Below are 15199 nucleotides of genomic sequence, written 5' to 3' on the forward strand. Positions count from 1 at the left end.
TAATTATTTTTTAAGATTGTGTTTTACCAAAATGTCGATCAACGAGATGGAAGCATCTTCCATGCTGTTTACAATACTGTCAATTTTAGCCACGCAATAGTTGTAGAAAATTTGCAGGATAATGGCAACCACAAGACCGGATACCGTTGTGATCAAAGCCACTTTAATACCACCTGCAACCAATGACGGGCTAATGTCACCGGCGATTTCAATTGCATCGAAAGCTGCGATCATCCCTATTACAGTTCCCATGAACCCAAGCATAGGAGCCAAAGCGATGAACAATGCCAACCAGCTTAATCCTTTTTCCAACAAACCAGCTTGTACGCCACCATAGGCTACAACTGTTTTTTCTACCACATCAATACCTTCGTCTGAACGATCAAGACCCTGATAGAAAATACTGGCAACCGGACCACGCGTATTACGGCAAACTTCTTTAGCTGCTTCAATTCCGCCATTGGCTAAAGCTTCTTCTACATTAACCAATAATTTTTTGTTGTTGCTGGTTGAAAGATTCAAATAAATTACTCTTTCCAACGCCATTGCAAGACCTAAAATCAAACAGATCAATACAAAAGACATGAATCCGGCACCACCTTCAATGAATTTTTGTTTCAACTGGCTGTGCAGGGATTGTCCTGCTTCTGCTTTGGCAGCTGCAGCTTCTTCAGCATCAGCCTGCTTGGCAGCTACTTCTGTAGCAGACCCTCCCGTTTGATCTTGAGCTACGGCATCGTTCGATGCTCCCAAATAAAGCATTCCAAGAACTGCTATAAACGCAAATAGTTTTTTCATCATTGGTTTCAATTTTAATTAGTAAATCTCCTTAATTTTTATTGTATACTATTTGTTTTTTATTCTGAATGACCGGGAACCATCAAATTTCCCCGGACCAAGTTCAAAACTTTTTCTTTACAGGTTTGTTTTAGAACGTAAACCCTTTACGCGGAGAGAGAGGGATTCGAACCCTCGGTACCCTTTTGAGGTACACACGCTTTCCAGGCGTGCCAGTTCAGCCACTCCTGCATCTCTCCAATATACTGGCGCCAATTTTTCAGGGCTGCAAATTACAAAAAAATTGTGAAAAAAAAATAAGCTACTCACTTATTTCACCGCTCAGACTTTTATTCAAATGGAGCTTTATGTCATCATCACTCAATCCCTGTCCCAACAAAAACATCAATTTCGTAACGGCGGCTTCCGTCGTCATATCTTTCCCGCTGACCACACCTGCCATCAACAGTTCCCTGCTGGCCTGGTAATGCCCCATTTTCACAGCGCCTCCTTCACATTGTGTGACATTGACAATAATAATACGCTGACGTATTGCCTTCTTAATCAGGCGGATCAGCCAAGGCGATGTCGGTACATTTCCCGAGCCAAACGATTCGAGTACAATTCCCCTTAATCCGGGGATGTGGATGATGTTTTCGTAAACAAGCCGGCTCATCCCCGGAAAAATCTTCAGGACGACCACATTCTCGTCGAAATTAGTCCTGACTTTTAAGATGCCTTTATTTTTGGGATGATAAATATTTTCGTGAAAATAGATGATATCGACTCCCGCTTTGGCCAGCAAGGGATAATTTGTTGAACTGAAGGCGCTGAAATGATCAGCATGCCGTTTGCTGGTCCGGTTTCCCCGAGATAGCTTAAAATCAAAATAAATACAGACCTCGGGAACGATGGCATGTCCGTTTTCCCGGGCAGCTGCAATTTCGACCGAGGTAATCAGATTTTCCTTACCATCGGTGCGAAGGATGCCGATAGGCAACTGGGATCCCGTCATCACCACCGGCTTGTCGAGGTTTTCGAGCATGTAGCTCAGCGCCGAGGCGGTGTAGGCCATGGTATCGGTGCCGTGCAAAATTACAAATCCGTCGAATTTGCTGTAGTTCGCGTGAATTGTTTTCGCCAGTTTTCCCCAGATTTTCGGGGTCATATCCGACGAATCAATCGGCGGGTTAAAGGTAATTGATTCCAGCGAATAGCCCAGACGGTTCAATTCCGGTACTTCATCCAGGATCTGGTCGAATTTCACCGGGCTTAACGCTCCGGTTTCAGACTTTTGAACCATCCCAATGGTTCCGCCTGTATAAATTAACAAGATCGATGGTCTTTTCAGTTCCATATGCGATGCAAAGATAACTTATTCAGCCCGTTAAATGTGAAACAATTTTTCCGCGTTGCGCGATGTAATCCCGGAAATTTCATCCACCGAAAGCTGATAGATCTCTGCAAGCTTTTCAGCAACATAAACCAGGTAAGCGCTTTCGTTTCGTTTTCCCCGGAACGGGACAGGCGCCAAATATGGGGCATCCGTTTCCAATAAAATATGAGATGGGTCAATTTTTTCGACGATCTGCCCTAAATGACTGTTTTTGAAAGTCACAATACCGTTTATTCCAATCAAAAAACCCATTTCCGTAATGAGCGATGCTTGTTCTGCCGTTCCGGTAAAGCTGTGAAAAACCCCACGTAGATTCTCACCGGCCTCCTCTTTTAATACGGCATAAACTTCGTCAAACGACTCGCGGACATGAATCACCACCGGCAGATCATATTTTTTAGCCAACCGGATTTGCCGGCGAAATGCTTCGGTTTGTTCACGGATAAAGGTTTTATCCCAGTACAGATCGATGCCTGTTTCCCCGATGCCAAAGAATTTCCGCTTTTTCAACCAAAACTCAACCAGTTCCAACTCTTCTTCAAAATCTTCATTTACCGAAGTTGGATGCAAACCCATTAGAGGATAACAAACCTGCGGGTACCGGTCGGTCAGATCAAACATCTTTTTAACCGACGAACTGTCAATATTGGGTAAGATAATTTTTTTGACATCCTTTTCAACCGCACGTTGGATCACTTCTTCCAAATCAACACTAAAATCCTCCGAATAGATATGCGAGTGTGTATCAATTAACATAGAGAAAAATTTAACCGCAAAGAAAATATTAAAAAAGCAGATGACCTCTTTTTCAATATTATCTTATCACTAATTCAAACAAATGGTCTGAAAAAGAACTGTTCCTTTTCAGACCATTCAATCCGTTAGCAGCCGGTTATTACACCACGCCCTGGGCAAGCATGGCATCGGCGACTTTTACAAATCCGCCTACGTTGGCGCCTTTCACATAGTTGATCTTTGATCCGTTTTTCCCGTATTTAACGCAGGTTTCGTGAATGTCGCGCATGATGATATGCAAACGGGCATCCACTTCCTCCCGGCTCCAGTTCAGTCGCTGACTATTTTGGGTCATCTCCAGGCCCGAAACGGCTACTCCACCGGCATTGACGGCCTTTCCCGGAGCAAAATGAATATGCTCGCTCAGGTGTTCAACCGCTTCGGCGGTGCAACCCATATTGGAAGCTTCGGCAAGCAAGAAACAGCCGTTGGCCACCAACATCCGGGCATCATCAAGGTCTACTTCGTTTTGGGTGGCGCAGGGAATGGCAATGTCGACCGGCTGTTCCCAGGGTTTTTTGCCGGGATGGAATTCAGCGCTAAACTCAGTGGCATAGGGTTCAACCACGTCATTGTTTGTTGCCCGGAGTTCCAGCAGGTATTCCAGTTTGTCGTCGCGAATACCATCCGGGTCGTAGATATAGCCGTCGGGACCCGAAATGGTGACAACCTTTCCTCCCAGTTCATTAATTTTCGTGATGGCTCCCCAGGCCACATTCCCGAATCCGGATATGGCAAAGCGGTGACCTGCAATGTCTTTTCCCAGGTTTTCCAACATGTGGTGAACAAAATACACAGCGCCAAAACCGGTTGCTTCCGGACGGATCAGGCTTCCGCCCCAGGCAAGGCCCTTGCCGGTAAGCACACCAGTAAACTCGTTCTTTATCCGTTTATACTGTCCGAATAAATAACCGATTTCGCGGCCTCCTACGCCAATATCGCCGGCAGGCACATCGGTATTTGGTCCGATATGTCGTTGCAATTCAGTCATGAAACTTTGACAAAAACGCATGATCTCATTGTCCGATTTTCCTTTCGGGCTGAAATCAGAACCGCCTTTTCCTCCGCCCATCGGCAGCGTCGTCAGGCTGTTCTTAAAGGTTTGCTCAAATCCTAAAAACTTCAGGATGGACAAGGTTACGGTTGGGTGAAAGCGCAGTCCTCCCTTGTACGGGCCCAGGGCCGAGTTAAACTCAATCCGGTAACCCCGGTTAATCTGAACTTCGCCCTGGTCGTCAATCCAAGGCACACGAAACATGATGACCCGTTCGGGTTCAACCATACGCTCAAGAACCTTCGCCTTTTGATATCTTGGATTCTTTTTGTAGACATCCCAGATGGACTCAACCACCTCCTGAACTGCCTGATGAAACTCCGTTTCACCGGGAGTCCGGGCCTTTAAGGCTTCCATAAAATCATTAATATCTGTTCTCATCCTGGTCTTTTTGATTCAAAATGAATGATTGTAATTTCAAACAAAGGAAATGAGGAATAGCCGATAAAAACCTGATTTTAGGCAAGTTTTTTTGCCCTGCGAAATGTTTAATAGCAGCGCCTCAAAACAGAACCGCTTTCCTCCGGTGTTCCGCTGATGATAATAAACATAAGAAATAACGTTTATAACAGAAATATGCCTGTTTAGCCGCTCAAAATGAGTTGTTCATCAAGTTTTAACGAAAATCCAAAACTCTTCCATGAAATGATCATAACTTTACTATACCGATTATTAAAGAATAAACCATGCAACAATACTATCCCTCCGTTAAAAATGCCATTGGCTTGCTTTTAAGGTTATTCCTGATTGTAGTCGTACTGACAATTCCTTTTTTAGTCATCCGGATTTTTCTGAATCAAGACGAACAGTTCGCTTCATTGACGGCCTATTTGGTTGTCGTACCTGTTGTTCTTGCCGAAATCTGGTTGATCGGTTTTGCTGTCAGGAGAATTAAAGCGACGGAAGGTTTCCGGCTATCCGACCAGTTTCGGATTCGTGCTTACCATTTTGCTCCGTTTGCATTACTATCTACCCTGGCGCTCGATTTCCTGCTGCAACCCGTCGAACAACTCATTCCCGTATCAAGCAGTTTCGAACAAATTTTTCATCAACTGATGAACCACCGGATATTGGCAGCCCTGCACATTATCCTGCTGGGGCCGGTGCTTGAAGAAATTATTTTCAGAGGGATTATTTTACGGGGTTTTCTTAAAAATTACCACCCGGTGAAAGCCATCGTCATTTCTTCCTTATTATTCGGGATCATCCACCTCAATCTTTCCCAGTTGGTTGCCGCGTTTATTATTGGTTGTTTCATCGGTTTTATTTACTGGCAAACCCGGTCACTGTTTCTGTGTATCCTTATTCATATTGTGAATAATGGCATTGCTTTCATTTTTATATGGAAATTCGGTTTCAATATCAGTCCTGACCAACTCATCAACAGTACCCCCGTTTATTTGGTTCTTTACATGTGTGCCGCGCTGTTGTTTTCATTCGGTTTGTTTCAAATTTACAAGAACAGCGACCGTAAAACGGAAGAATCGTTTTAGTTCGGCCTGGTTATTTTGTATTTTTGCCTTGAATTAAATAAAGATCTATCATGAGAAAAGCAGAAATTCATACCAGCAAAGGTACGATGAAGGTAAACTTCTACGAAGAAGATGCACCCGGCACAGTCGATAACTTTGTCAAACTTTCGAAATCCGGTTTTTACGACGGCCTGACCTTTCATCGGGTGATTCCCGATTTTGTGATCCAGGGAGGATGCCCCGACGGGACCGGAGCAGGCGGACCGGGCTACACCATTAAATGTGAACTTAGCGGGAACAACCAATACCACGACCGCGGTGTATTATCGATGGCCCATGCCGGAAGAAATACCGGAGGTTCACAGTTTTTCATTTGTCACAGCCGGAAAAACACGGCGCACCTCGACCGCAATCACACCTGCTTTGGCAAGGTATACGAAGGACTGGAAGTAATTGATGCCATCCGTGCCGGCGACCTGATTGAACAGATTGTGATTATTGAAGAATAGGTCATTTTGCTGACAAAACTAAAAAATCAACCACTGCAGGCGGAGAAATATTCGCGCCGGAATGGTTGATTTTTTTTTCATCTATCCGAGTGATTAGTTCCCAAAAACGATTTTCATTCATCCAATGATGCCAGATCGCCCATGTCGACTCATTTAAAAGGAATCCTGCTGACATTAAGTTCCGTCATCGCGTTTGCCCTGATGGCTATCCTGGTACGGGCGATTCCCCATGTGTCGTCATTTCAATCCAGTTTTTTCCGGTTTTCGGTTGGCTTAGGGATCATTGGACTGCTGGGGATGTTTCGGGTCATCCCGATGAGATTCCGCGACCGAAAATTCCTGTTGCTGCGCGGACTGATTGGTGGGATCGCCGTGTACCTCTTTTATTTGTCCATCGTTAAACTGGGCATTGGAAAAGGTTCGGTTTACGTGTATTCGTACCCGGTTTTCGCTACCTTGTTCAGTATGCTTATTTTAAAAGAAAAGGTTGAACCGGTTAAGTTTATCCCCATTATTGCATCCATTGGCGGGCTGGTATTGCTTTCGTTCAAACATGGCTCAGCATCGCTTTCGGGGTTTAGCGGGTACGAACTGATTGGTATCGCCGGATCGCTGACAACCGGGCTGGCTGTTGTTTTTGTCAAAAAACTCCACGACAGCGACAACTCTTATTCCATTTTCTTTGCCCAAAGCCTCATGGGCTTCTGGCTCTTTATCATTCCATCGGGAATCACGCAAAGTCCGGGAAGCCCGTTCGACCTGGTCATCCTGTTGTTGATTGGGCTGGTTGCCACGCTCGGCCAATTATTGATGACTGAAGGTTATCGCTATGTGAACGTGGCCACCGGGTCGATCTTTCAATCACTGGTCCCGGTTTTTAACCTGCTCGCGGGTTATTTTATTTTTCATGAAGAATTTTCGTCGGCCGAAACCATCGGGGCGATTGTGATTATCGGCTCCTGCCTTTCTTTGGTCGTCATTAACTACAGAACAGGGAAAAAACCACGAATTCTGAAAATGGTGGAATAGTTCAGGTTTTGCGCTGGGCAGGAGGTCAGGCTTTGACCATCGTAACAATCAACAAAACCATCAGGACAGCCAAGCCGGCGCCGGCCCCAAAAGCCGCCTGCAAATCACCGGCGGCATAAAAAAAGCCAATCAGCAAAGGACCAATGGTTTGGCCGGAACGAAGCAACATGGCGTTTAACGACATGAAGGCGGCGCGCTCTTCAATACCTGCCATGCCAACCAGTAAGGTTTGAACAGAAGGAACCATCACGCCATGTCCCAGGCCAAGAAACAACACGCCTGCAATGACCATCTCCCAGCGTGCTGACATACTTAAAACCAGCATGGAGAGAAAATAAAACCCGCAGGCGCCTGCCAATTGTTTTTTAGCGGACAAAAAACGGTTGATATAAGGCAAATTAAAGGAGGTGATAGCAGTCACCAACGACATCAGCGACATAGTGACGCCAATCGTTGCAGACCCGGCCCCGAAATGGGTCGCCAGCAACAACGGGAAGTAAGTCAGATAGGCGCCGTACAAAATAATGAACAGTAGGATGTTGGTCAGGAACAAGCCCCAAACGGTACGCCGGTTTATCGTTTGCCAAACATTCCCGAAATAATCTTTTAAACTGCGTTCAGAAGATGGTTCCGGGTTTCTCAGCCCGTAAATCACCCAAAGACCTAACGGAATAGCCAGCACCGGCAACAGAAAGATGAAGGGCCAGTCGAGGGCTGCCAGTACGCCTCCGATCGCGGGGTACATGGCCGTCCCGACACTTAAAATGCTGGCATTATAGCCCATCGCCGCCACCCGCTTTTTGCCGGGGAAAATGTCGCCAATCAGGGTGATGCCCATGCTGGACAAAGAGCTGGCCCCAATTCCCTGGATAAACCTGAAAAACAACAGCCATTGATAATCGCGGATAAAGAAACAGGTAAAACCAGCCAGCCCGAATAAAAACAGTGAGGGGACGAGAATCGGCTTCCTGCCGTACCTGTCGGCCAGAATACCTGTAAGCGGGGTGAGTACAACGCCGGGGAGCGTGAATAGAACAATCAACCAACCCACTTGCCGGGGCGTAATTTCGAAATAACGAATGATGGCCGGAAATGCCGGTGTGATACTGGCTACACCCATCACGCCGGCTAGCGTCACACAAAAAACAATGTGTAAATTTCTGTTGGAGAGGATTGATTGATTCTTGTCCATCCGGCGGTTTTTCTTTAAAAGTACAAAGTCAGGAGTATTTAAAACAAGCTTTTTCCCGGTTTATGAGAAAAATTTACGCGCCACATTTAATGGACGCAATGTTCCTTTCTTTTTATACTGGTGGCTCTCCATGCGTTGCAGGATATTCGCCAGTATTTCAACTGTTTCCAGGATGTTTTCGCCTTTATTCAGCATCACGCATTCCGAACGGGAAGCCATAGACGCATCGGTAATTTCCGAACGGGTGGCAATGCCTTCTTTGGCCAGTTTCTCGAGTACCTGTGTCGCCCAGATAATCGGGATAAAGGCTGCCTCTGAAAGCCACAGCAACATTTCCTGTACCTCCGAGATTCGCTCAGGGCCGAGTTCTACGGCCAGATCGCCGCGGGCAATCATTACCCCGATATTCGGGCTGCGCATGGCTGTCAGCAACAACTCCGGAAAATTCGAAAAAGCTTCTTCGTTCTCGATCTTCAGAATCAATCCAATGTCCTCGCGTTTAAGTCGTTTCAATTCGGCCTGTAACAATTCTACATCGTGCCCGGTACGGACAAACGAGTAACCAACCAGATCGGCATGCTGCGCGATAAACGGCAGGAAATCGAGGTCTTCTTTCTGCAGGGAGGGCAACTCCAGCCGGGTATCGGGCAGGTTAACTCCTTTCTCTGCCCTCAACTTACTTCCGTTTGGTTTTGCCCGTTTTATCCTGACAACCAGGTAATCCGCCCTTTTATCGATAATCCGCCCCCCGATTTTACCGTCGTCAAACCAAACCCGATCATTGATACGCGTATGCGTAAATACTGACGGGATGGAAACCGAAATTTTCGCCGGTTCAATCAATTGACCGCTTCCATCGTAACGGGCCGAAGACCCCAGAATCTCGTGTCGGTACACATGCAATAAATCGCCGGGAAACAGGCGAATAAAGCTTTGCTGATTCTTGTCCGGCCGTTCCATGACTTCCACCGGACCACTGCGTAACTTTGGCCCCGGAAGGTCCATGTAAATTTTACAATCATGCCCGGTTTGCGCCGAAACAGTGCGGATATTGGCAATCATCCGCAGCCAGACAGCCGTATGGTCGTGACTGCAATTGATGCGGGCATTCTCCATCCCCGTTTTCAAGAGCCTGTCCACCAAACCGGCATCATTGGCAGCCTGCGAAGGAAGCGTTACCATGATTCGGGTATGATAGGGTTGGTTGGTCTTTCCAAAAAGCCGCTCGGTATTTTCATTCAACACCCGGAGACTTTTGAAATAATTTACAGGATGTTCTCCCAGGTCAAACTTTCCCTGGAATGGTCTTCCAACATACAGATGCAGAAAATAAAGGATATTCTCGATATTGGCCAGCACGTAACGTTCGGAATGTCCGATTGACGACAAACCCATCGCCGACAACTGTTCCTGAAGCGGCCTCAGTTCGAAGGTGCGCAATTTGAGATAACGAATAAAGTTACGGGCCGAATACCGGTAATTCGGATGAACCTGGCTAATTTGTTCCTCACAGGCTGTTTCGCAATCCAGAATTGCCTGCCTGATGGTCATTAGTTCACTGATCAATGCTTCGATTTCCATAACATGCTTCGTCAACAGGCGATGTGTGCCTAATGTGTTTTATCCATACGGGGCTAAATATACGGTTTTTTCGGTTCCCGGGATTAGTCGTCAATGCCGGCTGCCGCAATCTGTTCAGGAAAAGCTAAAATGCTTTTATGGAGCCTTGTAGAACAGGGAACTGAACATTTTCGGGGACATAAGCCTGCAAAAATCCGCCGCCTCCCGAGCCGAGTAATTTTACGAAGATGTTTTGTTCGCGGAGCGAACTGATCAGTTCAACAAAACCGGCAGGAATCATCTCCGGGAAGTGGGCCAGTTGAAAACGGGTAATCTCTTCCATGCAGGCAAACAGCTTCGCACGGTCGCGCGCGATAAAAGCTGCCACTGCGCCGTCGTTGGCCGGCAGGTAAAGCTGGCGAAACAAAGCAACAAAATCCGGATTCTCCATTTTACTCAAGAAGAGCCTAACCAGGGGAGAGGTGGCGCCGGCCATTCCGGTATCAATCAGGTAAACCGACCAGGGCAACTGGCCGGGGATTAATGACGGGAGAGAAATTTGGCCGTTTTCGAGCAATACCGGCTGATTTAAGAAAGAAACGAGCGGGTCGAGGCCGGAACTGCGCCCGTGAAAATAAGATTCGATCCAGGCGAAGTCCTGTTTTAACAGGTTGGGAAGGCTGTGTTTTCGTTTTTCCCGCCCGATTAGCTGTCCGTAACAACTGTATTCGTGAACCAGGGCCGCGCACAGCGCGCCTGAACTTCCTACGCCATATTGCAGCGGCACATCCGAACGGAAGTGCAGTTTTTCCCGGATATCCAGGCGCAGCCGGTTCAGATCGAGCGGAAAATTCAATTTTTCATTGATCCCCTCATGCTGAATCCACGAAACAAAACGTTCCAGTTCAACCATGCTATCCCGGCTTACCGGATCAGGACCGGCGTTTCCGGGTTTAACCAGGTTTCCCTGATAATGTGCAAACGGAACGGCCAAGGCCTTTGCCCCAAACATCAATCCGTACTCGCCAAACAATAATAATTTTGCAGAAAATGCCCTCATACTTCATCCTTTACAGGTCCGGCGCCGATGCGGTCATCCAACCACCTGCCGTCTTCAAGGAACGGATGTAGCTTATTCTGAATAAACTCATGTACATCTGCTTGATGTTCCGCCCAGTACAATAAATGAATATTCGGTCCGGCATCGATGGTGAAACCGACAGGCAAGCCTGTTTGTTCCCGGAAAATACGTATTTTTTCAATAATCTGAAGGCTTTCCGGTTTCAATAACATAAAGGAAGGCGTTGAACTCATCATGAGGGCATGCAGGCTCAGGGCCTCGTTTTCTACCAATTCCAAAAAGCGGAAACGGTCGGCGGTTTTCATCACCTGCGCCAATTGCTCCATGTTCTGATTTGCCTGTTTGATCCGCGCAGCCTGGTAGGGGTGCTTGTTCATCAGCTCGTGCCCGGCCGAGCTGGAAACTTTCTTTTTGGCCGAATCGACCAGTAAAACCGCATCGCACAACCAAAAATAGCAATCGTGAATGGCTGTTACCGGCAAGGCATAACAATCGGTTGAGCCGGGGAAGGCAGCTGACTTTCCCCACCAGGCAAATCCCGGCAACACCGACCGGGATGCACTGCCGCTACCCAGGCGTGCCAGGCGCGAAGCGGCCTGGATAAATTGCTCCGGTTCCGGCGTCGCCCCTGTCAGTTGGCTGTTCAGGTCGGCAAGGCACAGGCCCAGCGCCCCGAAAGCGGAGGCCGAAGAAGCAATACCAGCCGAATGCGGAAAGGTATTTTCACTTTCGATGTGAAATGAATAATCATTAATCCAGGGGATTTCGATGGATAGCCGATCCAGGTATTTTTCAACCCGCGCGGCAAAAGGCGAAGGTTTTCCTTCAAATAGAAACGACAGCTGTCTTGTGTTTTTCGGAAGAAGCTGAACGCTGGTCCGGGTCCTTGCTTTCTTTAAACTGAAACTTAATGAAGGATTAAGGGGCAGCTGTTCCGGCTTTTTCCCCCAGTATTTGACCAGCGCAATATTCGACGGGCATACCCAACTCACCTGTAATTCATTCATTCCCTTATTGTTTATCTAATACCAGTTCTTTCCAGGAGAAAACAACGTTCAACCCCTTATTCTTAAAATATTGTAGCACGTCGCTCCGTTTGAGCCGGGTAGCTGCCAGGTAAAAGTCGCCGCCCCAGGCTCCGAGCGACTTCATCTCGCCTTCAAAATCGTTGAAACGGGCCGACTTGATTGCGGGTATTCCCAAAAGCGAAGAAAGCAGTTTTTCGTGTTCTGCAATCAGTTTCTGAAAACCAATCAGCTCCTGTTCCTGTGCAATGTGATCAGATAACTGGCTGATTTGCTCTACCTCATTCCAGGTGATGGCCCCTTCATGCAAAAAACGACTGATCTCGCTTCGGGTACTTTTTTTGGAGCCGGAATAGATGAAATACAAATGGTCGAGAAAGGGGTAGTTGAGGCTGACCGGTTCAGGTAATTGATTTTTTCGATAAGAAACAGGTCCCGATGCCGTGGCACAGGCAATATCGAAGCCGCTGCCGTGAAAAATTAATTCATTCAGTTTGAACGCGTCCACGTGTGCCCAGCGGGCCAGGTTGGCAATCAGCGTACTGCTGCTTCCCAAGCCCCATTGGCGATTAAAACCGGTCCGGGTTTCAATCTCCAGCGAGCTTCCGGGGCTGAAAGCGGGATTAAGCTGAAGTATGGCACGAAAAATATCCTGCAGAATAACCGCTTTTTCCGGATCGGAACTGGTGATCAGTTTAAAAGAGGGTAATTCCAGCTCGCACCGAAACCAAAGCTCTTCCTGCGAAAATGCATTCCATTGCAGCAGGCCATCCTGCCTGCCCCGGGCAACCTCCATTCGCTGGCCGTATTGCAGCGGCAGGGCAATGGCTTTGGCGCCGTACAACACCAGGTACTCGGCGGTCAGCAACAATTTTCCGTGCGCGTAATAGGTTTGTTTAAAGTCCTGCTTCATTTTTCAGGTATTGCTCTACATCTGCGAAATTCACATTCCGGTTTTGAAAATAAAGCCGGGCAGCCTGTTTTTGTTCATCAGTTGCACCCAAACTATTTAAGATATTGCTCAGGTGCATTTTCATGTGCCCTTGTTGAATGCCTGTTGTCACCAAAGCCCGTACGGCCGACCAGTTGGATGCCAGTCCGGCTACAGCCAGGTATTGCATCAGTTGGATGGCCGACGGGTTTTCGAGAATCTGCATGGCAAGTCCGGCCATCGGGTGCAGGGCCGTCACACCTCCAACGACGCCAACAGCCAGCGGCAATTCCATTGAAAAAACAAACTGGTTATCTTCGATTTTAGCCTCACTTAAACCGGCATATTGTCCGTTTCGGGCAGCAAAAGCATGCCCGCAGGCTTCAATGGCCCGAAAATCGTTGCCCGTTGCCAGGGCCAGCGCATCTACCCCGTTAAAAATACCCTTGTTATGCGTAACCGCCCGCGATACATTTCTGCGCGAGATCTGCACGGCCCGGACAAATTTTTCTGCAAACAGCGAGCCTTCTTCCCGGTCGTTTTGGTCCGACAGCTTTTCCACCGGACATTCCACCCACACTCTTACCCGGCTATCCGGAACATAATTCGACAAAATAGCCATGATAATTTCGCAGTCTTTCTCCTCATCCGGCCAGGCGGCTTGCTCGTTTAACCAGGTTCTCAGGCTTTTCCCGAATTGTTCGAGGCACGAATTGATGAAATTGGCCCCCATCGCATCGCGCGTTTCGAATGACACATCCAGCTGGTAATAAGCCGGCAGTATCCCGGGCAAATAGTTTAACTGAATGTCCAAAACGCCGCCGCCACGTTTTTCCATGTTTTGGACAAGCGGAGCAACCTCTTCAGTCAGTCGTTTTCGTATTTCTGTAAAATGATCATGAAGTTTTTGAGGATATCCATTCCACGAAAAATGCAGCTGCCCTTTTTTTGCAGCACCCAACAGTTCGGCATTAAAGCCCCCTCGTTTGGCCCAAAAACCGGCAGCCTTGCCCAAAGCCGCCACCACCGAACTTTCTTCGGTTACCAGCGGGAAAACCCGGAATTGTCCGTTCACCAGGAAGTTGGGGGCCACAGCAAAGGGAAAATGAAAGTTGGAAATCTGATTTTCGCTCAGGTCGGCCACAATGGTTTGCCAGGCTTCATTTTTCAGTTCAAAGGCCGAAAGAAACTCTGCCGCCGACTCATCTAAGCCCAGTTGCTGCACCAACCAGTCGGTTTTATGCGCTTTGCTGAGTTTTGAAAATCCTGATATGGGTTTATTGTCCTTCATAATGGGGGTTTAAACGCAGGTAAGTTTGCGCCAACCGGTATGCTTTAAGCTGATTTTCCAAATATCTTTTCAAGGTTTCGTAATCGCCGGTAGCCTGTTTCAGCACCGACGATGCCATTCCGTAAACTGCCGGCAGTTTGCTCAGCGAAACCAAATAATAACCGTCTAAATAATTTTTTATGCCGCCCGAGATAATCAACTGCCGGCATGCCGGTTCCGTTTCTTCGACCAGACTATTGATGTCGTTCACCATTTGGAGGGCGGTTTGGCCCACGTAAGAAAACGGATCGTACAATTCGCGGGTTTGCTGGTCATCGCGTTTCAGTTCGAGCCGCGAAAAGTTGGTTCCGCCATACGCGCCGAACTCGATCGCGGATAACGGCAGTTGCAGCAATTGCTTCAGGCTTTCGCTCCCCATGCCTTGTCCCACTTCTTTCACGATGAGCGGTATTTTTACCGTTGACAATAACCGGCGGATCGTTTCCAACGGAGGCTGTGCCATCCGGTCGCCTTCCGGCTGAAACCATTCCTGCAAGGGGTTGACGTGAATAATCAGCCCATCGGCGCGTAAGGCTCCAATTAAATCGACAATCGCCTGCTCCTTCTTTTCTTTCAACAACTCTTCTACCTGAGCCACGCCCAGGTTGGCCCAAAACGGGCGATCGGCCCCGATTTCGTCACGGACATCAAAATCGTCCCAATGGGTTTTGTCGAACAGAATTTTACGGCACGAGCCCAAACCCATTCCCAAGCCAAGCTCGCGGCAGGTGCGGGCAATATTCCGGTTGATGTTTTTTGCCACTCCCGTGCCACCCGTCATGCTCGATACCCAAACCGGGGCATTCATCATTTTCCCTAAAAACGGGAAGGCCAAAGGTTCCGGTCCGGGATGAGCAGCCGTTAAGGGTTCGTAGATAAAGCGCCGATCCTGCTCCGGGTAACCGGTTTGCGAATCAAACGCCAGTTGAATGTGTTCCAGTTTACGGTCGTTGTCCATGTATCAGCTGAATAAGGTTACAGGCAAAAGTAAAAAAACGGATTGGCCCGTCCCTTATAAAGTACGTTCAAAATTCGTTCAGTTACGGCA

General features: G+C 47.7%; 14 protein-coding genes and 1 tRNA gene. 3 read left to right on the plus strand and 12 right to left on the minus strand.

Annotated features, from left to right (window positions below; all coding sequences use genetic code 11):
• Positions 1–3: 3 nt before the first annotated feature.
• The 5 genes from ACOIT5_RS10735 to gdhA all read right to left on the minus strand — a co-directional run bounded on the left by ACOIT5_RS10735 (position 4) and on the right by gdhA (position 4403).
• On the minus strand, positions 4–801 hold the full coding sequence (locus ACOIT5_RS10735) for a MotA/TolQ/ExbB proton channel family protein (RefSeq protein WP_423130472.1): 798 nt from the start codon (positions 799–801) through the stop codon (positions 4–6).
• Positions 802–949: 148 nt separating this feature from the next.
• Positions 950–1037, minus strand: a tRNA-Ser gene (locus ACOIT5_RS10740).
• Between the two features lie 62 nt (positions 1038–1099).
• Positions 1100–2134, minus strand: coding sequence for an asparaginase (locus ACOIT5_RS10745; protein ID WP_423130473.1), 1035 nt, complete (start codon positions 2132–2134; stop codon positions 1100–1102).
• 30 nt (positions 2135–2164) lie between these two features.
• Positions 2165–2929, minus strand: coding sequence for a TatD family hydrolase (locus ACOIT5_RS10750; RefSeq protein ID WP_423130474.1), 765 nt, complete (start codon positions 2927–2929; stop codon positions 2165–2167).
• Positions 2930–3068: 139 nt separating this feature from the next.
• Complete coding sequence (gdhA, locus tag ACOIT5_RS10755) at positions 3069–4403, minus strand: NADP-specific glutamate dehydrogenase (protein ID WP_423130475.1); 1335 nt, start codon at positions 4401–4403, stop codon at positions 3069–3071.
• A 305-nt stretch (positions 4404–4708) separates the two neighbouring features.
• Here gdhA and ACOIT5_RS10760 point away from each other — a divergent pair, with 305 nt between their 5' ends.
• The 3 genes from ACOIT5_RS10760 (at position 4709) to ACOIT5_RS10770 (ending at position 7032) form a co-directional block, all read left to right on the plus strand.
• The gene (locus ACOIT5_RS10760) at positions 4709–5515 is read left to right on the plus strand and encodes a CPBP family intramembrane glutamic endopeptidase (RefSeq protein WP_423130476.1); all 807 of its coding nucleotides are present in this window, start codon (positions 4709–4711) and stop codon (positions 5513–5515) included.
• Positions 5516–5565: 50 nt separating this feature from the next.
• Positions 5566–6003 (plus strand): peptidylprolyl isomerase, encoded by a 438-nt coding sequence (locus ACOIT5_RS10765; RefSeq protein ID WP_423130477.1) that lies wholly within the window; start codon positions 5566–5568, stop codon positions 6001–6003.
• 141 nt (positions 6004–6144) lie between these two features.
• Entirely contained in the window at positions 6145–7032 is an 888-nt protein-coding gene (locus tag ACOIT5_RS10770; RefSeq protein ID WP_423130478.1) for a DMT family transporter, read from the plus strand.
• Between the two features lie 25 nt (positions 7033–7057).
• On the opposite strand, the gene ACOIT5_RS10775 is transcribed toward ACOIT5_RS10770, so the two are convergent.
• The 7 genes from ACOIT5_RS10775 to ACOIT5_RS10805 all read right to left on the minus strand — a co-directional run bounded on the left by ACOIT5_RS10775 (position 7058) and on the right by ACOIT5_RS10805 (position 15109).
• Positions 7058–8224, minus strand: a complete 1167-nt coding sequence (locus ACOIT5_RS10775) for an MFS transporter (RefSeq protein ID WP_423130479.1) — start codon at positions 8222–8224, stop codon at positions 7058–7060.
• 60 nt (positions 8225–8284) lie between these two features.
• Positions 8285–9805, minus strand: coding sequence for a pyruvate kinase (locus ACOIT5_RS10780; RefSeq protein ID WP_423130480.1), 1521 nt, complete (start codon positions 9803–9805; stop codon positions 8285–8287).
• A gap of 124 nt (positions 9806–9929) precedes the next feature.
• Positions 9930–10844 carry a mevalonate kinase family protein gene (locus ACOIT5_RS10785; RefSeq protein ID WP_423130481.1) on the minus strand — a complete coding sequence of 305 codons (915 nt, stop codon included), beginning with the start codon at positions 10842–10844 and terminating at the stop codon, positions 9930–9932.
• A complete protein-coding gene (mvaD, locus tag ACOIT5_RS10790; RefSeq protein ID WP_423130482.1) occupies positions 10841–11872 on the minus strand; it encodes a diphosphomevalonate decarboxylase in 1032 nt (343 codons plus the stop codon). Before mvaD ends, ACOIT5_RS10785 begins: the two co-directional genes overlap by 4 nt.
• 4 nt (positions 11873–11876) lie before the next feature.
• Positions 11877–12803: a GYDIA family GHMP kinase gene (locus ACOIT5_RS10795; RefSeq protein WP_423130483.1), complete on the minus strand. Its 927-nt coding sequence runs from the start codon at positions 12801–12803 to the stop codon at positions 11877–11879.
• The gene (locus ACOIT5_RS10800) at positions 12787–14112 is read right to left on the minus strand and encodes a hydroxymethylglutaryl-CoA reductase (RefSeq protein WP_423130484.1); all 1326 of its coding nucleotides are present in this window, start codon (positions 14110–14112) and stop codon (positions 12787–12789) included. Before ACOIT5_RS10800 ends, ACOIT5_RS10795 begins: the two co-directional genes overlap by 17 nt.
• Positions 14099–15109 carry an isopentenyl-diphosphate delta-isomerase gene (locus ACOIT5_RS10805; protein WP_423130485.1) on the minus strand — a complete coding sequence of 337 codons (1011 nt, stop codon included), beginning with the start codon at positions 15107–15109 and terminating at the stop codon, positions 14099–14101. The genes ACOIT5_RS10800 and ACOIT5_RS10805 overlap by 14 nt, the downstream gene beginning before the upstream one ends.
• Between the last annotated feature and the right edge of the window lie 90 nt (positions 15110–15199).

It is taken from the genome of Gaoshiqia hydrogeniformans, assembly GCF_049347105.1.
Lineage (GTDB): Bacteria > Bacteroidota > Bacteroidia > Bacteroidales > Prolixibacteraceae > Gaoshiqia > Gaoshiqia hydrogeniformans.